This is a genomic window from Rhizobium sp. GW821-FHT14E12, from assembly GCF_058803745.1.
Genome location: NZ_JBXAPH010000001.1, coordinates 1,058,896 through 1,078,604, shown reverse-complemented (window position 1 = coordinate 1,078,604; position 19,709 = coordinate 1,058,896). Strand labels below are relative to the sequence as shown.

The window sequence follows — 19,709 nt, the reverse complement described above, 5'->3', positions numbered from 1 at the left end:
ATGACGATCACAAGGGATCGGAGGCGTTTTTCTTCACTTCTCATTGCGGCGGCAGTACTCATTCCCGGGAGAGGGCTTGTTAGGATGATCGATGACTGAGCGGGTTTGGCGGACAAAGCGCCTGCTTTTGCGGATGCCGGTGGAGACGGACGTCGATTTCGTCACCGCGCTTTTTTCGCGACAAGAGCTTGTCGTGCATCGGCCCGACCCGACGCCAGATACGCCGGAGGAGAGTGCCCGGCGCCTTGCGCGCGATATGGATCATTGGCGCAGCCATGGATTTGGACGCTGGGCCGTGGAAGCGGATAGCGGGCTGGTCGGGTTCGGCGGCGTGACCGTGTCGAAGGAGTTCGAGGGTCTTAACCTGTCCTATCATCTGCATCCGGACAGCTGGGGCAGGGGCTATGCGACCGAACTGGTGCGGCAGGTCTTGGACTTTGCGTTCAATGACCTGCATGCCGAGCGGGTGATCGGGTTTGTCCGTCCGGTCAATGTCGCCTCGCGCAATGTGCTGGAGAAATGCGGCTTCGCCTTGGAGCGGGAGGTCATGCTACATGGCGCCCCGACCAATCTTTTTGCGCTCTCCGCGCAGCGCCAGGGATAAGCTGAGCGAGGACCTTCGGCCCGCTACTGCTGATCTTCCATTTCCGCCATCAGCCATTGTCGGAACGCCTTCATGGAAGCGGTTTCGGCGCGTGATTTCAGCCGCGTCAGCCAATAGCTGCCGGTCAGCACCGTGATGGGAAATGGCTGGACGATGCGGCCGGTTTCGATCTCGTGAGAGAACATGGCAACGGGGACGAGTGCCACGCCCACACCGCGCGCCGCTGCCTCCACCAGCGTCAGCGACGAATCGAACATCCAGCCGCGAAGATTGGGTGGTGGTGCCCCCGCCGCCCTGAACCAGAGCGGCCATTCATCGATCCGGTATGATCGCAGCAGGTCCATGCCGGCCAGGTCCGCCGGTGTGCGAAGCCCTTCGTTTAATACCGGCGTGCAGACCGGAGAAAGGGGGGCATCCATCAGGTGGATTGCTTCCGTTCCATGCCACGCGCCGTCGCCGAACCGCAGGAAGAAATCGAGGCCGTCGAGCACCATGTCGGCGCGGTTGTTGTTGGTCTTGAGGCGCAGGTCGACATGCGGATGCTGTGCCTTGAACGAGGAGAGGCGCGGCAGGAGCCAGCCGATCGCGAAGGTGCCGACCACGCCGACGGTCAGTATCTCGTCGAAGTTTCCCTCTTCGAGCTGGCTGAGCGTCGCGCTCATGCGGCGAAACGCATCGGTCAGCACCGGCAGCAACGCATGTCCTTCATCGGTCAACGCCAAGCCGCGCGGCAGCCGCTTGAACAGAGTGATGCCGAGGACGTCCTCAAGCGCCTTGACCTGATGGCTGATGGCCGTCTGCGTGACCCGAAGCTCCATGCCGGCCCGCGTGAAGCTGCCATGCCGCGCCGAGGCTTCGAAGACGCGCAGGGCGTTCAGCGGTAGCTGCGAGATGTCCATGATCCCTCAATGCCCAAGTTTTTCTCATGTCTAAGCCCAGAATTGATCGTTTGTCTAGGGCAACGCCCGCCGCCATAGTCCGCTTCGAGAGGCACAGGCGACCCCAATGACATCAACGGGATCAATCGCCGACCTCTCCCCGACACCAACCCGAAGTGGAAGACAGGAATGACGATGGTATTGTCACGCCGGCAGACGTTTGCCGGCAGTTTGCTTGCGATCCCGGCGCTCGCGGTGCTCAGCTCGGAGGTTAAAGCCCAGAACACGCAAGCCGCCGAGGCCAAGCTTGCGGAGCTTGAGCGCAAACATCCCGGTCGCATCTGCGTGAGCATTCTCGATCTGGCAAGCGGCAAACGCGTCGATCACCGCGCGAGCGAACGCATCCTGATGTGCAGCACCTTCAAGGCTTTGGCCGCCGCCTTCGTCCTTGCGCGTGTCGACAGGGGAGAAGAAACACTCGACCGGCGCGTCAAGTTCACGAAAAAGGACCTCGTGCAGTCAGGATCGCCGGTGACGGAGATGCATATCGGTTCGCCGGGCATGACGATTGCGGAGCTTTGTGATGCCGCCGTGACGCGTAGCGACAATACGGCTGGAAACCTGCTTCTTGCCAGCTTTGGCGGCCCAGAGGCACTGACTGCCTTCTGTCGCAGCCTCGGCGATGAGGTCTCGCGCCTCGACCGCATCGAACCCGAGCTTAACTATCACGATAGCCCGGACGATATTCGCGACACCACCACGGCGGCAGCGATGCTGGAGAACTTACGGCGGCTTCTCTTTACCGATGTCCTGTCAGGTCCCTCGCGCTCTCAGCTTGCGGCGTGGCTGGTCAGCAACAAGACGGGCGACACGCGCCTTCGCGCCGGCCTTCCGAAAACCTGGCTGGTCGGTGACAAGACCGGTACCAACGGCGACAAGGCCGGCAATGCCAACGACATCGCCGCCATCTGGCCGGCGGACCGGGCGCCGATCATCGTCACGGCCTTTTGCGAAATACCCGCGATCGCCGCTGACGAACGCAATGCCGTCATCGCCGAAATCGGCCGGATCGCGGCTGAGATATGAAATCGCCGGGGCTTTGCCCTGACCAATTATGAATATGAGGACATTGTTTCCATTATGAAAAACATCTCTCTTCCAGCACTTGGAATGATCGCTGTTGCGTCTCTGCTCCATGGGACCAGCGTTCACGCCGCCGATAGCAGCGAGCAAGACCGTCTCGAGCGCGCCGTCAACGATGTGATCCGGCCCGTTATGAAGGAAAACGACATTCCGGGGATGGCCGTGGCGGTCACGGTCCAGGGCAAGCGCTATGTCTTCAACTATGGTGTCGCCTCCAGGGAGAGCGGGCAGAAGGTGACCGACGATACGCTCTTCGAGCTCGGCTCCATCAGCAAGACCTTCACCGCGACGCTTGCGTCCTATGCGCAGCTGCAGGGAAAGCTGTCCTTCTCCGACAAGGCGAGCAAATATCTGCCGGCTCTGGCTGGCAGCAGCTTCGACACGATCAGCCTTCTTGATCTCAGCACCTATACGGCGGGCGGCCTGCCGCTGCAGTTTCCGGATGAGGTGACCGATCAGGACAAGATGATCGCCTATTACCGGAACTGGAAGCCGGCATACGCCGCCGGCACCCATCGGCTCTATTCCAACCCGAGCATCGGCCTGTTCGGCTATCTCGCCGCCGCGAGCATGGGCAAGCCTTTCGACGATCTGATGGAAGGGAGGATCTTCCCGGCGCTTGGCCTGACCCATACTTATATCCGTGTGCCCCAGGACCAGATGGGCAGCTACGCCTATGGCTATTCGAAGAGCAACAAGCCCGTTCGCGTCGGGCCGGGGCCGATGGACTCGGAGGCCTATGGCGTGAAGACGACCGCGGCCGACATGATCCAATTCCTTGAGGCAAATATGGACAGTTCGAAGCTCGACAAGACGCTTCAGGACGCGATCGCCACGACACATACGGGGTATTACAGGATTGGCGATATGACGCAGGGGCTGGGCTGGGAGATGTATGCCTATCCCACGAGCCTTGAGCAGCTGCAGGCGGGAAATTCCAACGAGATGTCGCGCAACCCCAACAAGGCGGAGAAGCTTGCCCCGCCGCAGGCGCCACGCAAGGACGTGCTGATCAACAAGACCGGCGCCACCAACGGTTTCGGCGCCTATGTCGCCTTCGTGCCCGCCAAGGAGATCGGCATCGTGATACTGGCGAACAAGAACTATCCGATCCCCGCGCGGATCAAGGCCGCATACCGAATCCTGACGGCGCTGGACAAGGAGTCGGGCTCGGCGGGCACGCGCTGACGCAACTGCGGTCTCGCGGCCCTCTTTCCAGACGCAAGCCGGCTCCGGATATATGCCGCGAGCCGGCCGCTGTCAGTCTACGGGAGTTTTGCTATCGTCTGCGGGAAGCCGCTACGGGCGCGTTCGCCTGGGCGGCATCCACGCTGTTGAAGAGCTCTTGAATGAGCTGGGTTATCCGCTCCGGGGAAGTGCCCTTGGCACGTTCTTCCTCGATCCGGCGTCTCACCAACATTTCCAAGTCTGACATGTCTATCACCTCGTTTATCCGGCGCGAGGGAAATGTCGCTCTCAATGAGCCGAGAGACAAGTTACAGTTTTTTCATGATTTTTAGCTGGTGGTTGTTAAGCCGGCTATTGTTGGGTGGAAGTCTGCCAGGTGAATTCCGTACGAACCTCACGCAGATTGCCGTCTTGCCGTGCCCCATCGAGCGTCATGAAAAACGATGTTTTTCATTGCCTTGTCTCAGACCGGGACTGGTCGGTAGCAAGCAGAAAAAGGGGGTAATTCATCGGGGAACTCAACATCGAGGAAGCAAATACCTTTGCGGGATCGCTTCAAGAAGTCCTTAGGACGCTCATGGACAGCGGCATCGATAGTCCGGCAGCAATTGCGCATGAACTTAATAACCGCGCTATACAAACGCCGCGTGGTTCCGAATGGAGAGCAGGGCAAGTAGTCCGATGCTACGTCGCTTGTAACCTCAGACATATCAAGGACAAGCGGGAAGACAATACGCTGCACGCTGCAAGATTCGTGCTGGTCGCGCTGTATGATGCTCCTATGGACCCTGTGATTGCTTTTTCTCGGGGTGAAACACGTCTGAGCCCCTACGTCAGTTCTAAAAAATGTCTATACTTGCCCAACTATTTGATATGGCTCTGAGAGTTTTCAGAGATCATTTGCCTTCTTCGACGCAATCATACCATGAACTCTTACCGCCGTCGCATCACCGAACTTTTTGGCGATATTGTTGAGGTGGACTTGCTCCAGTGGGAACGCGTCAAGGAGCGAACCGTCGAGTGTTAAGATACTAAGGACGCCATCATCCAAATGTAGTTTGAGAGGTGGATCGTCATTTTTGCGAAGGCTAACGCCAATGCCGGGAGCCAGTGGGTTTGATGGGTCGAACTCAGGAGGCCGAGGAGGTCGTGGTGGGTTGAGAGATCGATCAAGCCGATCTAGTTTCTGGTTCAGCAATGCAAACCGGGCATCTTGCGCATCTATGTGTCCTGTGGGTAGAGCCGCTTTGGTCATTTGCATCAATTTCACGAGCGAAAACACTTGATTGCCATCTTTTGATCCGTTCACGGTGTCGATGATAGCCTTTTCGATGAGTGTCCGAGTTTCAAGCGTATTTCCGATCCGAAGGCTATAGTCATACTCAATATCTCGGAAGCCGGACAGATCGAAAAGGCGGCGTGTCTTGTCGTCTTTGATTAGGACTGTCGGCTTATCGAATGCCTGGCGGATGCCGTACTCGAAAAGCACGTTCGGATTGTTTGTCGAGAGATCGCAAATGCAGAGATCGGCAGTCGCCACTTTTGTTACGACTTCCAACTGGATCATGTGTGCGGAATTGGTCGAGGTGGCCAGTTCGCATTCGTAACCCGCTGCGGTTACGGCAGGCTCGATCAACTGCTTGTAGACTTCAGTAAAATGCCCGACCGGGTAACCATCAACGTCGGAAATGGGCATCATGACGAAGCACGTTTTCGATTTCGCGTCCCCGGCTACTTCGTCCGGTGCGTTCTCGTTTTTTGGTTTTTGTGCTGTCACGTCCAAATCTCCTAACCCGTTGAATCTTTTCTCCCATAGTTGGATCTTTTAATCAATCCTCGGTTGCTCATACAAGCAGAGACACCAACCATTGCAATTTAACGTTTGACTTAAACGATTGTTGGTTTGGTTGTTCTAGGACGGGTCGTGTTGATATGTAGCATGGAGACAAACATGCCAGTCTATTTGGTGCGATTCGAAGGTGGAGCCCATCATAAAGAACGCCACCGCGTGTGGCTTAATGTAACCGACTTGAACATTAAAACGGGTGACGCAACGCCGTTTACCCGAGTCGGGATTGTTCGAGACCCAAGAAACATAGAGGCTGTCCGCAGAAGCGTAGTTGCTGGCATCAGGGACGCCGAGGCGATTTCCCTTAGGCAAATCGGGCCGATCAAACGTGACAGCGATGAGGAGCATACGCATTGGCGGCTAACCGCCATACGAGAATTTCGCATGCTGCCAACGCGGGGGGAATTGGAGTTGTTTAAAGAAATGACAATCTGCGCTTAAAAAGGACGAACGATTTGGGAAAATGGCGCACCCGACAGGATTCGAACCTGTGACCTTTGGAATCGGAATCCAACACTCTATCCAGCTGAGCTACGGGTGCATGCCTGAGGCGGGTTGACTCGCCTGTCCGATGGCAGGTTCTTAGCCTAGGAAGCGTTTGGCTTCAATGCGGAAAATGCGGGAAAGTGCAGATCGGTGCGATCAAATGAAACAAGGCCGCGAGCCCTTGGGGTCGCGGCCTTGTTTATGGGGTGGCAATGTTGTGGTTCAGACCTTCATGGCGCCGGGGCCGGGGATGGCTTTGGGCGGGACTTTGCCGAGGATGATCATGCCCAGCACTTCGTCCTTGGTGACGTCTTCGGTGCGGGCGTGGCCGACGACCTGGCCGTTCTTCATCACCGAGACACGATCGGCGAGGTCGAAGACGTCGTGGATGTCATGGCTGATGAGGAAGATGCCGATGCCTTCCTTTTTCAGCTGCTTGATCAGCTCGCCGACCTGCGCCGTTTCCTGTGGGCCGAGCGCTGCCGTCGGCTCGTCCATGATCAGGATGCGGGCGTCGAAGAGGATGGCGCGGGCAATCGCCACCGACTGGCGCTGGCCGCCGGAGAGCGCCTTCACCGGCTCCTTGAAGCGCTTGAAGTTGGGGTTGAGGCGCCCCATCACTTCGCGGGCTTTCGCTTCCATGGCGACGTCGTCGAGCGTGCCCCAGCGGGTTTGCAGCTCGCGGCCGAGATAGAGGTTGGCGGCGGCGTCGACATTATCGGCGACGGCCAGCGTCTGGTAGATCGTCTCGATGCCGTATTTCTTGGCGTCGCGCGGGGTGCGGATATCGACGGGCTCGCCGTTGATCAGGATATCGCCGCTGTCGCGCTTGTAGGCGCCGGAGAGGATCTTGATCAGCGTCGACTTGCCGGCGCCGTTGTGGCCAAGCAGGGCTACGACTTCGCCGGGGTAGAGATCGACCGAGGCGTTGTCGACAGCGTGGATGCCGCCGAAGGAGATGGAAATGTTCTTCATTTCCACAAGCGGAGTGGTTTGATCCGTCATGGTTCAGAATTCCTTTTACTTGGCACGCGAGCGATAGACGATGTCGAGCCAGACAGCGACCACCAGGACAACGCCGACGACGACGTTCTGAATGGGCGTATCGACATTGGCGAGGCCCATGCCCGATTGTAGCGACTGCATCACCAGGGCGCCGAGCATGGCGCCGGCGACTGTGCCGCTGCCGCCTGCGAGCGACGTGCCGCCGATGACGGCCGCAGCGATGGTGAAGAGTTCGTAGGTGGTGCCCTGCGAATTCACGGCCGAATTCAGGCGGGCGGTCGAGATCGCGGCGGCGACGGCGGCGAGGAAGCCCATCAGCGCGAAGATCTTGATGATCACCCAGCGGGTCTTGATGCCGGCAAGCTCGGCTGCTTCCGGATTGCCGCCGATCGCGAAGACATAGCGGCCGAAGCGCAGGCGGGTGGCGATGAAGGTCATGACGATGCCGATGAGGACGGCGATCAGAACCGGAACCGAGATACCATAGGGGATATCCAGGCCCGCATCCGGCCAGGTAATATTGTGTTCGGTGGCGTATCTCTTGGCGATGCCGACCGGCCAGTTATAGCTGTTGAAGAGATAGACCGTGCCGAGCACCACGGCGGAGCCGAGGCAGCCCAGGAAATACTCCGCCCAGAGCGGACGGCGCGGAAAGCCGAAGCGCTTCCGCTGGCGGCGTGAGCCGACGATGCTGGCGACGATCATCAGGCAGGCGAACACGCCGACGACCCAGCTCCAGGTGGCGCCGATCGAGCCCGTGGCGCCGCTGCCGCCCATGATGACGAAGGTGGAGTCCATCGGCGCAACGGTCTGGCCGCTGGTGACGTACCAGGCGAGACCGCGCCAGACGAGAAGGCCGCCGAGCGTGACGATGAAGGAGGGGACATTCATGAAGGCGGTGATCGCGCCCTGAAAGGCGCCGATGGCCGTGCCGATCGCCAGGCCGCAGAGGAGCGTGATGATCCAGGTCCAGGAACTGTCGAAGCCGAGATATTGCGGCAGCCACTTCGCCTGGATGACGCCCATGATCATGGCGACGAAGCCGAGCAGCGAGCCGACCGAAAGGTCGATATTGCGGGTGACGATGACCAGGACCATGCCGGTGGCAAGGACCGCGATTTCGCAGGTCTGCACCGAAAGGTTCCAGAGGTTTCTGGCCGTCAGGAATTCGCGGCCGTCGAAGACCCTGAGATAAAGATCGAAGCCGATCCAGATGATCAGCAGCGCTCCGATCATGCCGAGCAGGCGGGTATCGATTTCGGTGGCGCGCAGGAAGCGGGTAATTGCGCCGGCATCTGCGTTTCGAGGCCCGCTCGATGTGGTGGACTGTGTCATGTCGGCCATCGCTTTGCCGTTCTCCCTCTATTGGGCGCGGCCTGCGATGCATTCTGGCTATCGCTGGCAACCGCGCCAATCTCAAAAATTCGCCATCGCCTGTCCTGCCGGTCTTCGTCCGGTCCCGATGATCGCCATGCGGCAAGCCAAGGGGTTATGCGATGGCGCGGCACGCTGCGGGAAGCTCTGTCTCCAACTGCAAGGAAGAGTTGTCGGCTTCTAATCCGCATTCGACGCCGCAACGGAAAGCCGCTGCGGCGTCGATCGTATCGTTGGATCAACCGTCCAAGGGTCGCCGTTTACTTGCAGGCGGCGACAGCGCCGGCCTTGACGCCCTGGCAAGCTTCAGCCTTGGAGATCCAGCCGGCGTCGATGACGACGTTCAGATTGTCCTTGGTGATGGCGATCGGGGTCAGGAAGACCGACTTCATGGCAACATGCTTCGGGCCGCCATCAAAGGTCTGGACGCCGTCGATCTGGTCCTGGGTCTTGCCACCGGCAAGCGACAGGGCGATTTCAGCGGCGCGCTTGCCGAGCTCACGCGAGTCTTTCCAGATGGAAACGGTCTGCGTGCCAAGCGCGATGCGGTTGAGCGCAGCCTTGTCGGCGTCCTGACCGGAAACCGGTACGGAGCCGGCGAGGCCCTGGGCGTCGAGAGCGGCAACGGCGCCGCCGGCGGTGCCGTCGTTGGAGGCGACGACCGCGTCAACCTTGTTGTTGTTGGCGGTCAGGAACTGTTCCATGTTGCGCTGTGCGTTCTGCGGCAGCCAGCCATCGGTGTAGGCTTCGCCGACATTCTTGATCTTGCCGGCGTCGATGGCGGACTTCAGCACTTCGATCTGGCCGGAGAAGAGGAAGTCGGCGTTCGGGTCGGAAGACGAGCCCTTGATGAACACGTAGTTGCCTTCCGGCTTGGCCTTCAGGACTTCGCGAGCCTGCATGCGGCCCACTTCCTTGTTGTCGAAGGTGATGTAGAAAGCGGCCGGATTTTCGATCAGGCGGTCATAGCCGACAACCGGAATGCCTTCGTCGGCGGCCTTTTCGACGGCCGGGCCGATGGCGTCGGAGTCCTGAGCGAGGATGATGAGAGCGTTGGCGCCCTGGGAAATCAGGGATTCAACGTCGGTCAGCTGCTTGGAAGCGGAAGACTGGGCATCAGCGGAAATATACTTGGCGCCGACGGCTGCAAGCGCCTTCTTGATGGCGGCTTCGTCGGTCTTCCAACGCTCTTCCTGGAAGTTAGACCAGGAAACGCCAACGACGAGATCCTTGGCGAAGGCTGCCGTCTGCATGGTCAAAACGATGGCCGCGCCCGCAGCCAGCTTGATGAAAGCTTTCATATTATCCTCCCGAGTGAATGCGACCGCACGTATCCTGAAACTCCCGTCGGCCGCCGCGATAATGCTGACGAGAAAGGTTTCAACTTTTTTCTCGACAGTCGAGAAATTTAGTGTCAGAGATTTTTTCAACTGTCAACACCCGCACCGCCAGGTTTAACCGGCCGTTGAAGAAGAGCCATCTGGAGGTGCGGACAGGAGGGTGGAATGAGGGGGAGGCTTGTTGATGTTGGCCAAATCGAGCACCGAATTGGTCCGTCAGAAGAACAGTGTCCTGGTGCTGACGGCGCTGCGCCATCACGGCCCGCTTGCCCATACCGAACTCTCTGATTTCACGAAGCTTTCATCCGCCACCGTATCGGTGATCACCGCCGATCTGGAGCGCGCGCAGATCATCGAAAAGGCCGAGCAGCAGGCCGCCAGCGGCCGCGGTCGTCCGCGCGTATTGTTCTCGCAGCGGCGCGATTGCGGCTATCTCATCGTCGTCATCATTTCATCCGATGCCGTGCAATATTCGCTTGTGGATTATGCCGGCCGGTTGATGGATCGTTTCACCGAGGAGAGGCCGCAGGATGTCTCCGGCGTCGGCTCCTTTGTGGTCGGTCTGCGGAGTGCGCTGGACCGTATCGTTACCCGTTCGCAGTTGTCGCGCGACAAGGTTCTGATGATCTCGATCAGCAGCAAGGGGCTGGTCGATGCGTCCGAGCCGATCTTGCGCTGGTCGCCGATCTTCGGGCGCGACGAGATCGATTTTGCCGCGGTGCTGCGTGACGATTGGCCGGCAAAGATCATCCTTGGCAACGAGACGCTGCTGGTTGCCGCCGCTGTGGGACGGCAGGAAGAGAATGAGAAGGGGGCGAATTTCCGGGCGCTGGCCGCCCTGTCGCTCGGCCATAGCATCGGCCTCGGCATCGTGCGCCGCAGCGAGGAGGGCGGTCATCAGATATCGGCGCCGAATTTCGGTCACATGCTGCATCTGCCGGGAGGCGGCCTTTGTCGCTGCGGGTCGCGCGGCTGCATCGAAGCTTATGCCGGCTTCTACGCCATTCTGCGCTCCGCCTTCGATGTGCCACTCGACACGATCCCGGCGAAATTCGTGCCGGTCGCCGAACTCGACAAGATTGCGGCCAGCGCCCGCCAAGGCAGCCGCCGCAACATCCTCGCCTTTCGCCAGGCGGGGCTTGCGCTCGGCAACGGCCTGTCGCGCGTGCTCAGCCTGCATGAGAGCATGCCGATCGCCATCACCGGCCCCGGCGCACGCTATTATGACCTGCTGCTGGAGGGGATAACGGAAGGACTGGCGGATTCGCATGTCGTGCGTATGGAAGGCATGCCGGAGTTGCGGGTGATGGCCGACGAACCCACGCTGGTGTTCGAGGGGCATCTCAACCGCGCGCTGACGATCATGGATAGCGATATCGTCAAGGCGGGTGTCGTGGCGCCGGAAATGCCCGATTCTTCCGCCGGCCGTTCAGCGGCCGGCGAAGTGACGCGGGCAAACTGAAATGGCCGGGCGATAACCCGGCCATTCTGATTCTGATAACACTGGCAGGTCTCAATCGACCTTCACCAATTTGCCTTCCTTGACCGACTGCAGCGCCGCGTCGGCAAGCTTTAGTGCGGCAAGACCGTCGGCGCCCGATGGCGTGATCGTGACGCCCTTTTCGATCGCGGCGATGAAGCTGGCGATTTCGTTGGCGTAGGCTTCGGTGTAGCGCGTCATGAAGAAGTCGTGCAGGGGCGGGCGGGTATAGCCTTCGCCATTGGCGACTTCGATCGAGAAGGGCCGCTGGTTTTCGGCGGAAACCATGCCCTTCGAGCCATGGATTTCGATGCGCTGGTCATAGCCGTAGGTGGCGCGGCGGGAGTTGGAGATGATCGCCTGCTTGCCGGAGGCTGTCTGCAGGATGACGGAAACACTGTCGTAGTCACCGGCCTCGCCGATCGCCTTGTCGACCAGAACCGCGGCAGTGGCGGTGACGGCAACCGGCTCTTCGCCGAGCAGGAAGCGGGCCATGTCGAAATCATGAATGGTCATGTCGCGGAAAATACCGCCGGAGCGCTTGATATAGTCGACCGGCGGCGCGCCGGGGTCGCGCGAGGTGATCGTCACCATCTCGACCGCGCCGATCCGGCCCTCGTCGATGGCCTTCTTGACGGCCATGAAATGCGGGTCGAAGCGGCGGTTGAAGCCGACCATCAGCTTGCCCTTCACCTCGTCAACCACCTTGATGCAGGCCTTGACGCGGGCGACATCGAGATCGACAGGCTTTTCACAGAAGATTGCCTTGCCGGCGCGAGCGAAGCGCTCGATCAGGTCGGCATGGGTGTCGGTCGGCGTGCAGATCACGACGGCGTCGATATCCTTGGCGGCCTCGATCGCCTCGATGGTGCGGACTTCGCAGCCATAGGCCGAAGCAATTGCGTCCGCAGCCGCTGGAAAGGCATCCGCTACCGCAACGAGCTTGGCGTTGGCATCGCCGCTGACGGCTTTCGCATGCACCTTGCCGATGCGTCCGGCGCCGAGAAGACCAAATCTGACAGTCATTTTTACCTCCCTGGATTCGGAACAAATGAACCGAACAAAAATCAATATGGAATTTTCATTCCATCTTCCGAAGGCGACGTCAAGCCGCCAGCGTTTCACTATTTTGAAATTCACATCGCGAAAACGGCTTATCCTTGGACAGGCTTTTCCGAAACCGCTTCACAGTTTTCGAGATCATGCGCTAAAGACAGGATCTCTCCAACAGGCGAACGAGGCCCATGCAACTGATCGATCCCAACCATCCCGTCTATAAGCCGCTCTGGGTGCGGGTTCTGATCGTTGGCGTCTGCCTTGGCTGGGCGACCATCGAGGCCTTCGGTCCGGAGCCGTTCTGGGCGGTTATCGTCGGTGCGCTTGGGGCCTACAGCGCCTGGATGCTGCTGTTGAACTTCAAGCCGGAGCCGCCTAAGGCTGAGGTCGAAAACGCCGTTGCGGACGATCAGGACGAAGACGACGAGCCGGCTGACGAAAAGAAATAGCTAGCGCGCCAGTCGCCGCAGGGCTTCGTCGATCAGTTGATTGGCGATCATCATGCGCGTGGTTGCCTGTTCGCGAAAGGGCGGGGCGACACTGTCCGGATGATTGGCCTTGGCGAAAGCGCGGCGTTTCTCGTGGAGAGATTGCAGCGTGCTTTGCGGGGAGATCGCAAGATCCGTGGCCACCTCTTCCCTCGATGTCCGCGCCAGGTGATCCGGCATGACGGGCGGCTCCGGTTCTTTCGGTTCGGGTACCGGCAGCGGCTCCGGCGAGGGGATCTCATTGCCAAGATTGTCGATATAGGCATCGTCCGGACGAGAGGACCCGGCCGGCTCGCCGCCGAGGACGGTCGCGACAAAACTCACGTTGAGACCGCGGATGCGATGCGCCGCCTCATTCTTTGCCGATTTCTCGTCTTCCGTGTCGAGGCGATCGAGGACGGATTGAAACAGTGACTGCCCGAATAACATGCCTGCCTCCAGAGGTATTCTGGATAGGCGCTCAAGTTGGTGCGGAGCTTATGGTGGGAGCCCGATCATGGGTGGAGATCATGCCAGAAGCAGATTCCGGCTTTCCTCGAGGATCATGTCGTGCAGCAACCGGGCGCTTGGCGGCATGGCGCGTTCGCGGGCGGTGATCAGGCTGTAGGGTTTTACCTCAAGCTCGAAATCGATCGGCAGGATGCAGGATTCGCCCGCTTTCGATGATTGCCCGCAGATGAATTGCGCCATGTCGAGCGCGATCGGGGCAATGGCGTCCGTCTTGCAGACGACGGCGAGTGTCAGCAGTAGCGAGGATGTGTTGACGATATTTTCCGGCAGGGGCACGCCGGCGGTAATGAAGATATCCTCCACCTTGCGCCGGAGCATCGTGCCGGGCGGCTGGAAGACCCAATCGTAGCCGGGCAGGTCCTCAAGGCTGGCGACCCCTTTCTCCAATAGCGGATGACCATTGCGGACCACGAGACAGGCTTTCTCGACGCCGATCTCATGGGAGGTGAACAGGCGCGGATTGAGCTCGTCCGGAATGCGGCTGATGATGAAATCATGGCGGGCGGCAAGGAGCTCGCGCGCCAGCACATTGCTGTTTTCCACCTCGATATTGATTTCTATGCCGGGATAGGCGCGTGTCACACGCTGGATCGCCGGTACGACGAGGCTGATGGCCGGGGCGGTGACGGCGCCCAGAAAGACGGAGCCGCCTTTGCCGGTTCGAAGCTCGCCGATCTCGCGGCTCGCCTCGCGCAACTCGAGTAGAATCTTCCGTGCTCGCTTGGCGAGCGCCAGCCCGAACGGTGTCAGCACGACGCCGCGCGCGACGCGTTCGTAGAGCGGACTTTTGACAATCGACTCCATTTCGGAGAGCATGCGCGAAGCCGCAGGTTGTGACATGTTCATGGACTCGGCGGCGGCGGAAATCTGCGCATGATCCTCGATCGTCACGATCATGCGCAGGTGATTGAGCTTCAAACCGGCTCTGAGCAGGGTGTCGTCGCGAAAACTGTCCGAGTGAATCTCAATGCCTTCGCTCGAATAATCGTTATATATTTTCTCCATGGCCGCCAATTTTCCCTTTCGCCGGCAAAAAAGTACTATTTTTTAACATTATACCAAATTCGGTATATGTTTTGCCAGTTATTCTATTTGACAGTTATACGAAATCGTACGAATTTGCCCAGCGTGCGCCGGGTGCAGCTCATGCACGTGAGAGCGTGGAGGAGTTCTACTTCGTTTCTCACAACCAGAAGTAACTGTTCCTTCTACGGAACCTGCCGCAGTTTCGGGCGGGCATTTTTTGTCCGTCGCATTATTAAACAAGGGAGAGAGTAATGAAGTCCATTATCTCATTGACGGCTGCCGCTGCTATCGGCGTCGCTATGTTTGTGGCGCCTGCCTTCGCGGCAGACAAGGGCACCGTTGGTATCGCCATGCCGACCAAGGCTTCGGCGCGCTGGATCGATGACGGCAACAACATCGTCAAGCAGCTTCAGGCTGCCGGCTACGGCACCGACCTTCAGTATGGCGACGATGATATTCCGAACCAGCTCTCGCAGGTCGAGAACATGGTCACCAAGGGCGACAAGGTTCTCGTTATCGCTGCAATCGACGGCACGACGCTGTCCGACGTTCTGCAGAAGGCGCATGATGCCGGCATCAAGGTCATCGCTTATGACCGCCTGATCCGCAACAGCGGCAATGTCGACTATTACGCCACGTTCGATAACTTCAAGGTCGGCGTTCTCCAGGCTAACTCGATCGTTGACGGCCTCGGCCTCAAGGATGGCAAAGGCCCGTTCAACATCGAGCTCTTCGGCGGTTCGCCGGACGACAACAACGCCTTCTTCTTCTATGACGGCGCAATGTCGGTTCTCAAGCCTTACATCGACAGCGGCAAGCTGGTCGTGAAGTCCGGCCAGCAGGGCATGGACAAGGTCGGCACGCTGCGTTGGGACCCGGCAACGGCTCAGGCCCGCATGGACAACCTGCTCTCGGCTTACTACACCGATGCACATGTCGATGCCGTTCTGTCTCCATATGACGGTCTCTCCATCGGTATCCTGTCTTCGCTCAAGGGCGTCGGCTACGGCACCGGCGGTCAGAAGCTGCCGATCGTTACCGGCCAGGACTCCGAAATTCCTTCGGTCAAGTCCATCATCGCTGGCGAGCAGCACTCCACGATCTTCAAGGACACCCGTGACCTCGCAAAGGTCACCGTCGACATGGTCAACGCTCTGATGGAAGGCAAGACGCCGGAAGTCACCGACACCAAGACCTACGACAACGGCGTCAAGGTTGTTCCGTCCTACCTGCTGACCCCGGTCGCAGTTGACAAGACCAACTATGAGAAGGTTCTCGTCGAGGGCGGCTACTACAAGGCCGACCAGCTGAAGTAGTCTTCCGATTTACCGATCAGGGCCCGCCGCAAGACGGGCCCTGACTCTGATATTTAAGACGGTCGCCCGGTCTGTTATGTTCGGCTGCGGCGTTGGATACAAAACATGGACAATACAATCCTCGAAATGCGGACCATCACCAAATCGTTCCCCGGTGTGAACGCTTTGGAAAATGTCAATCTGAAGGTCCGGCAGGGCGAGATCCACGCTTTGGTGGGCGAAAACGGGGCGGGCAAGTCCACCTTGATGAAGGTGCTCTCCGGCGTCTATCCGGCCGGCAGCTATGACGGCGATATCTATTATGACGGCCAGGTGCGTCAGTTCAAGACCATCAAGGACTCGGAAGAGATCGGCATCATCATCATCCATCAGGAGCTGGCGCTCGTGCCGCTGCTGTCGATTGCCGAAAACATCTTCCTGGGCAATGAGGTCGCAACCAAAGGCGTTGTCAACTGGCAGGAAACCTTCAGCCGCACCAAGGAACTTCTCGCCAAGGTCGGCCTCAAGGAATCTCCGAGCACGCTCGTGACCGACATCGGCGTCGGCAAGCAGCAGCTCGTCGAGATCGCCAAGGCCCTGTCGAAGAGTGTGAAGCTTCTGATCCTCGACGAGCCGACTGCTTCGCTCAACGAAAGCGACTCGGACGCGCTGCTCAATCTCCTGATGGAATTCCGTAATCAGGGCATCACCTCGATCATCATCACGCACAAGCTCAACGAAGTGCGCAAGGTGGCCGACGAGATCACCGTGTTGCGCGACGGCATGGCCGTGAAGACGCTGAACTGTCACGAAGAAGAGATCAGCGAAGACATCATCATTCGCAACATGGTCGGTCGCGAACTTGCTGACCGATATCCGCCGCGCTCGGTGCCGATCGGCGAGACGATCCTCGAAGTCAAGAACTGGAATGCCTTCCACCAGCAACACCGCGACCGCCAGGTGCTGCACGACATCAATGTCAACGTCCGTAAGGGCGAAGTGGTCGGCATTGCCGGCCTGATGGGCGCGGGCCGCACCGAATTCGCCATGAGCGTCTTCGGCAAATCCTACGGCCACAAGATCAGCGGCGAGGTGCTTATTGACGGCAAGCCGGTGGATGTCAGCACCGTGCGTCGCGCCATCGATGCCGGGCTTGCCTATGTCACCGAAGACCGCAAACAGCTTGGCCTGGTGCTGACCGAAAGCATTTTGCACAACACGACGCTCGCCAATCTCATGGGCGTTTCCAAGGCGACGGTCATCGACGATGTCCGCGAGCTGCAGGTCGCTACCAATTTCCGCTCGAAGCTGCGTATTCGCTCCTCGGGCGTATTTCAGGAGGCGGTCAATCTTTCCGGCGGTAACCAGCAGAAGGTGGTGCTGTCGAAGTGGCTGTTCTCCGATCCCGAGGTGCTGATCCTCGACGAGCCGACGCGAGGCATCGACGTCGGCGCCAAATATGAAATCTATTCCATCATCAACCAGCTTGCCGCCGACGGGAAGGGCGTTCTGATGATCTCATCGGAAATGCCCGAACTGCTTGGCACTTGCGACCGCATCTACGTCATGAATGAAGGCCGGATCGTCGCTGAATTGCCGAAGGGAGAGGCGAGCCAGGAAACCATCATGCGCGCTATCATGCGCTCAGGGGAGAAGCACTAATGACTACGGCCAGCCCAAGCAAAGAAGGCCCCAGCGTCGTCTCGATCGGCGACTATATCCGCAATAACATCCGCGAATACGGCATGCTGATCGCGCTTGTCGCCATCATGGTCTTCTTCCAGATCGTTACCGGCGGCGTTCTGTTCAGGCCGCTGAACCTGACCAACCTCGTGCTGCAGAATTCGTTCATCGTCGTGATGGCGCTCGGCATGCTGTTGATCATCGTGGCCGGTCATATCGACCTGTCGGTCGGTTCCGTCGTCGGTTTCGTCGGCGCGGTTGCCGCCGTCCTTGTCGTGCAATGGCAGGTGAACCTGGTTCTCGCGACGGTTATCTGCCTGGCGATGGGCGCCCTTGTCGGTGCCTGGCATGGCTATTTCGTTGCGTATCACCGCATTCCGTCGTTCATCGTGACCCTTTCGGGCATGCTGGTGTTTCGCGGCCTGACCTATGCGATCATCAACATGACCGGCAGCGGCAGCAGCATTGGTCCGTTCCCGCCGGCTTTCCAGATCATGGCGACTGGCTTCCTGCCGGACTTTTTTGACATCGGCGGTATCCATGGAACATCGATCCTTCTGACCGTCGCCATACCGATTGTGATGTTCTTCCTTTCCTGGCGTCGTCGTCAGGTGAACGAAAAACACGGTATCGACGTCGAGCCGATGAGCTTTTTCATCGGGCAGAATCTATTGCTTTTCGCAGCGACCCTGTTCCTCGGCTATCAGATTTCCTCCGCCAAGGGCCTGCCCAACGTCTTGATCGTCATGCTGGTGCTGATCGCAATCTATGCTTTCGTGACCCAGCGGACGACGATCGGCCGCCGCATTTATGCGATGGGTGGCAACGAGAAGGCGACCAAGCTCTCCGGTATCGATACAAGGCGCCTGACTTTCTACACCTTCGTGAACATGGGCATGCTGGCCAGCATCGCCGGCATCATCGTTGCGACGCGTCTGAATTCAGCCACCGCCAAGGGCGGCGACGGTCTGGAACTCGACGTCATCGCGGCCTGTTTCATCGGTGGCGCTTCCGCTTCCGGCGGCGTCGGCAAGGTGACCGGCGCGGTGATCGGCGCCCTGATTATGGGTGTTCTGAACCAGGGTATGTCGATCCTCGGCTACCAGACGGATTCGCAGAAGATGATCAAGGGCGCGGTGTTGCTCACCGCCGTCTTCATCGACGTCTACAACAAGAACAAGGGCTGATCGCTACAGCGCTCAGCCGAGATTTAAAACCAAATCCATGACAGAGTCCGGCTCTCGCTGAGAGCCGGAGCGGTGGAATGCATCCAGCCTCTGTCTATTAGGAAAGGATGAAACTATGCTGATTTCCCAGATCAAGGGTTCGAACGGCGAGATCGTTGTCGCCGTGCGCAACGGGCCGGGCGATGCTGCCAAGGCTGTCGTCAATGCAGGCAGCGTCTATGCACTGGCAATGGAAGCTGCCGAGAGCGGCAAGTCGCTTGTCTCCGTCATCGAAGCGCATGGCCTCGGCGAGACGATCGATCTGGAAAAAGCCTATGCTGACGGTCGCTTCCTGTCGCCGATCACCCATCCGGACGCTGCTCACCTGCACCTGACCGGCACTGGCCTCACGCATCTCGGCTCCGCCGCGACCCGCGATTCCATGCACAAGAAGACGAACGAAGCCGCCGAAGAGACACTCACCGACTCCATGAAGATGTTCAAGATGGGCATCGAGGGCGGCAAGCCCAGGGACGGCGAGAAGGGCGTACAGCCCGAGTGGTTCTACAAAGGCAACGGCTATGGCGCGGCAGCGCCGGGCGCGGCACTTGTTTCTCCGTCCTTCGCGCTTGATGGCGGCGAAGAGCCCGAAATGGCCGGCATCTATGTCATCGCCAAGGACGGCACGCCGTTCCGCATCGGCTTTGCGCTCTCGAACGAATTTTCCGATCACGTCACCGAGCGGATCAACTATCTCTATCTCGCCCATTCCAAGCTGCGTCCGGCAAGCTTCGGTCCGGAAATCCGCATCGGCGTTGCGCCGGAGGATATTCGCGGCTCTTCCCGCATCAAGCGCGGCGACAAGGTGATCTTCGAAAAGCCGTTCCTGTCGGGCGAGGCGAACATGTCGCATACCTTTGCCAATCTCGAATATCATCACTTCAAGTACGACCTGTTCCGCGCGCCTGGCGACGTTCATGTCCACATGTTCGGCACCGCGACGCTGTCTTTCGCCGACGGCATCAAGCCGGAAGCGGGCGATGTCTTTGAAATCGAAGTCGCCGAATTCGGCTTGCCGCTGCGCAATCCGCTCGCCGTCGCCGCCGAAGAAGCTGTGACGGTTCGCCAGCTCTAATCC

At 59.2% G+C, this 19,709-nt stretch carries 17 protein-coding genes and 1 tRNA gene; 9 read left to right on the top strand and 9 right to left on the bottom strand.

Annotated elements, in window-relative coordinates:
- Positions 1 to 91 precede the first annotated feature (91 nt).
- Positions 92 to 604: a GNAT family N-acetyltransferase gene (locus AC1RO0_RS05250; protein ID WP_498591843.1), complete on the top strand. Its 513-nt coding sequence runs from the start codon at positions 92 to 94 to the stop codon at positions 602 to 604.
- A gap of 23 nt (positions 605 to 627) precedes the next feature.
- Here the strand turns inward: AC1RO0_RS05250 and AC1RO0_RS05245 are convergent, their stop codons facing one another.
- Positions 628 to 1,503, bottom strand: a complete 876-nt coding sequence (locus AC1RO0_RS05245) for a LysR family transcriptional regulator (protein WP_498591842.1) — start codon at positions 1,501 to 1,503, stop codon at positions 628 to 630.
- A gap of 168 nt (positions 1,504 to 1,671) precedes the next feature.
- Between AC1RO0_RS05245 and bla the strand changes: the two genes are divergently transcribed.
- Both bla and ampC read left to right on the top strand, forming a co-directional pair.
- Complete coding sequence (gene bla / locus AC1RO0_RS05240; protein ID WP_498591841.1) at positions 1,672 to 2,568, top strand: class A beta-lactamase; 897 nt, start codon at positions 1,672 to 1,674, stop codon at positions 2,566 to 2,568.
- 54 nt (positions 2,569 to 2,622) lie between these two features.
- A complete protein-coding gene (ampC, locus tag AC1RO0_RS05235) occupies positions 2,623 to 3,813 on the top strand; it encodes a class C beta-lactamase (protein WP_498591840.1) in 1,191 nt (396 codons plus the stop codon).
- A gap of 889 nt (positions 3,814 to 4,702) precedes the next feature.
- Here ampC and AC1RO0_RS05230 read toward each other — a convergent pair.
- The 5 genes from AC1RO0_RS05230 to xylF all read right to left on the bottom strand — a co-directional run bounded on the left by AC1RO0_RS05230 (position 4,703) and on the right by xylF (position 9,828).
- Positions 4,703 to 5,590, bottom strand: a complete 888-nt coding sequence (locus tag AC1RO0_RS05230; protein WP_498591839.1) for a hypothetical protein — start codon at positions 5,588 to 5,590, stop codon at positions 4,703 to 4,705.
- Positions 5,591 to 6,126: 536 nt separating this feature from the next.
- Positions 6,127 to 6,203: transfer RNA gene (locus tag AC1RO0_RS05225), tRNA-Arg, on the bottom strand.
- Between the two features lie 167 nt (positions 6,204 to 6,370).
- The gene (locus tag AC1RO0_RS05220; protein WP_047456563.1) at positions 6,371 to 7,153 is read right to left on the bottom strand and encodes an ATP-binding cassette domain-containing protein; all 783 of its coding nucleotides are present in this window, start codon (positions 7,151 to 7,153) and stop codon (positions 6,371 to 6,373) included.
- 15 nt (positions 7,154 to 7,168) lie between these two features.
- Positions 7,169 to 8,497 (bottom strand): sugar ABC transporter permease, encoded by a 1,329-nt coding sequence (locus AC1RO0_RS05215; RefSeq protein ID WP_007689766.1) that lies wholly within the window; start codon positions 8,495 to 8,497, stop codon positions 7,169 to 7,171.
- A 290-nt stretch (positions 8,498 to 8,787) separates the two neighbouring features.
- Positions 8,788 to 9,828, bottom strand: coding sequence for a D-xylose ABC transporter substrate-binding protein (gene xylF, locus AC1RO0_RS05210; protein WP_498591838.1), 1,041 nt, complete (start codon positions 9,826 to 9,828; stop codon positions 8,788 to 8,790).
- A 223-nt stretch (positions 9,829 to 10,051) separates the two neighbouring features.
- On the opposite strand from xylF, the gene AC1RO0_RS05205 reads away from it, so the two are divergent.
- A complete protein-coding gene (locus tag AC1RO0_RS05205; RefSeq protein WP_498591837.1) occupies positions 10,052 to 11,329 on the top strand; it encodes an ROK family protein in 1,278 nt (425 codons plus the stop codon).
- Positions 11,330 to 11,380: 51 nt separating this feature from the next.
- Here the strand turns inward: AC1RO0_RS05205 and iolG are convergent, their stop codons facing one another.
- The gene (gene iolG / locus AC1RO0_RS05200; protein ID WP_498591836.1) at positions 11,381 to 12,373 is read right to left on the bottom strand and encodes an inositol 2-dehydrogenase; all 993 of its coding nucleotides are present in this window, start codon (positions 12,371 to 12,373) and stop codon (positions 11,381 to 11,383) included.
- 218 nt (positions 12,374 to 12,591) lie between these two features.
- Between iolG and AC1RO0_RS05195 the strand changes: the two genes are divergently transcribed.
- Positions 12,592 to 12,852 carry a hypothetical protein gene (locus AC1RO0_RS05195; RefSeq protein WP_498591835.1) on the top strand — a complete coding sequence of 87 codons (261 nt, stop codon included), beginning with the start codon at positions 12,592 to 12,594 and terminating at the stop codon, positions 12,850 to 12,852.
- On the opposite strand, the gene AC1RO0_RS05190 is transcribed toward AC1RO0_RS05195, so the two are convergent.
- Both AC1RO0_RS05190 and AC1RO0_RS05185 read right to left on the bottom strand, forming a co-directional pair.
- A complete protein-coding gene (locus AC1RO0_RS05190) occupies positions 12,853 to 13,320 on the bottom strand; it encodes a hypothetical protein (protein WP_498591834.1) in 468 nt (155 codons plus the stop codon).
- Positions 13,321 to 13,398: 78 nt separating this feature from the next.
- A complete protein-coding gene (locus tag AC1RO0_RS05185) occupies positions 13,399 to 14,406 on the bottom strand; it encodes a LysR family transcriptional regulator (RefSeq protein WP_498591833.1) in 1,008 nt (335 codons plus the stop codon).
- 272 nt (positions 14,407 to 14,678) lie between these two features.
- Between AC1RO0_RS05185 and chvE the strand changes: the two genes are divergently transcribed.
- From chvE to araD1, 4 genes are all read left to right on the top strand, one after another.
- A complete protein-coding gene (gene chvE, locus AC1RO0_RS05180) occupies positions 14,679 to 15,743 on the top strand; it encodes a multiple monosaccharide ABC transporter substrate-binding protein (RefSeq protein WP_007689749.1) in 1,065 nt (354 codons plus the stop codon).
- Positions 15,744 to 15,848: 105 nt separating this feature from the next.
- Positions 15,849 to 17,384 carry a multiple monosaccharide ABC transporter ATP-binding protein gene (mmsA, locus tag AC1RO0_RS05175; RefSeq protein ID WP_498591832.1) on the top strand — a complete coding sequence of 512 codons (1,536 nt, stop codon included), beginning with the start codon at positions 15,849 to 15,851 and terminating at the stop codon, positions 17,382 to 17,384.
- Positions 17,384 to 18,592 (top strand): multiple monosaccharide ABC transporter permease, encoded by a 1,209-nt coding sequence (mmsB, locus tag AC1RO0_RS05170; protein ID WP_498591831.1) that lies wholly within the window; start codon positions 17,384 to 17,386, stop codon positions 18,590 to 18,592. Before mmsA ends, mmsB begins: the two co-directional genes overlap by 1 nt.
- Positions 18,593 to 18,707: 115 nt before the next feature.
- Positions 18,708 to 19,706, top strand: coding sequence for an AraD1 family protein (gene araD1, locus AC1RO0_RS05165; protein ID WP_498591830.1), 999 nt, complete (start codon positions 18,708 to 18,710; stop codon positions 19,704 to 19,706).
- The last annotated feature ends 3 nt before the right edge of the window (positions 19,707 to 19,709 follow it).

What these genes read in the sequence shown, in the direction of transcription:
- AC1RO0_RS05250 (WP_498591843.1), top strand. Translation starts at nt 92, where the DNA reads ATGACTGAGCGGGTTTGGCGGACAAAGCGCCTGCTTTTGCGGATGCCG.
- AC1RO0_RS05245 (WP_498591842.1), bottom strand. Translation starts at nt 1,503, where the DNA reads ATGGACATCTCGCAGCTACCGCTGAACGCCCTGCGCGTCTTCGAAGCC.
- bla (WP_498591841.1), top strand. Translation starts at nt 1,672, where the DNA reads ATGACGATGGTATTGTCACGCCGGCAGACGTTTGCCGGCAGTTTGCTT.
- ampC (WP_498591840.1), top strand. Translation starts at nt 2,623, where the DNA reads ATGAAAAACATCTCTCTTCCAGCACTTGGAATGATCGCTGTTGCGTCT.
- AC1RO0_RS05220 (WP_047456563.1), bottom strand. Translation starts at nt 7,153, where the DNA reads ATGACGGATCAAACCACTCCGCTTGTGGAAATGAAGAACATTTCCATC.
- AC1RO0_RS05215 (WP_007689766.1), bottom strand. Translation starts at nt 8,497, where the DNA reads ATGGCCGACATGACACAGTCCACCACATCGAGCGGGCCTCGAAACGCA.
- xylF (WP_498591838.1), bottom strand. Translation starts at nt 9,828, where the DNA reads ATGAAAGCTTTCATCAAGCTGGCTGCGGGCGCGGCCATCGTTTTGACC.
- AC1RO0_RS05205 (WP_498591837.1), top strand. Translation starts at nt 10,052, where the DNA reads ATGTTGGCCAAATCGAGCACCGAATTGGTCCGTCAGAAGAACAGTGTC.
- iolG (WP_498591836.1), bottom strand. Translation starts at nt 12,373, where the DNA reads ATGACTGTCAGATTTGGTCTTCTCGGCGCCGGACGCATCGGCAAGGTG.
- AC1RO0_RS05195 (WP_498591835.1), top strand. Translation starts at nt 12,592, where the DNA reads ATGCAACTGATCGATCCCAACCATCCCGTCTATAAGCCGCTCTGGGTG.
- AC1RO0_RS05190 (WP_498591834.1), bottom strand. Translation starts at nt 13,320, where the DNA reads ATGTTATTCGGGCAGTCACTGTTTCAATCCGTCCTCGATCGCCTCGAC.
- AC1RO0_RS05185 (WP_498591833.1), bottom strand. Translation starts at nt 14,406, where the DNA reads ATGGAGAAAATATATAACGATTATTCGAGCGAAGGCATTGAGATTCAC.
- chvE (WP_007689749.1), top strand. Translation starts at nt 14,679, where the DNA reads ATGAAGTCCATTATCTCATTGACGGCTGCCGCTGCTATCGGCGTCGCT.
- mmsA (WP_498591832.1), top strand. Translation starts at nt 15,849, where the DNA reads ATGGACAATACAATCCTCGAAATGCGGACCATCACCAAATCGTTCCCC.
- mmsB (WP_498591831.1), top strand. Translation starts at nt 17,384, where the DNA reads ATGACTACGGCCAGCCCAAGCAAAGAAGGCCCCAGCGTCGTCTCGATC.
- araD1 (WP_498591830.1), top strand. Translation starts at nt 18,708, where the DNA reads ATGCTGATTTCCCAGATCAAGGGTTCGAACGGCGAGATCGTTGTCGCC.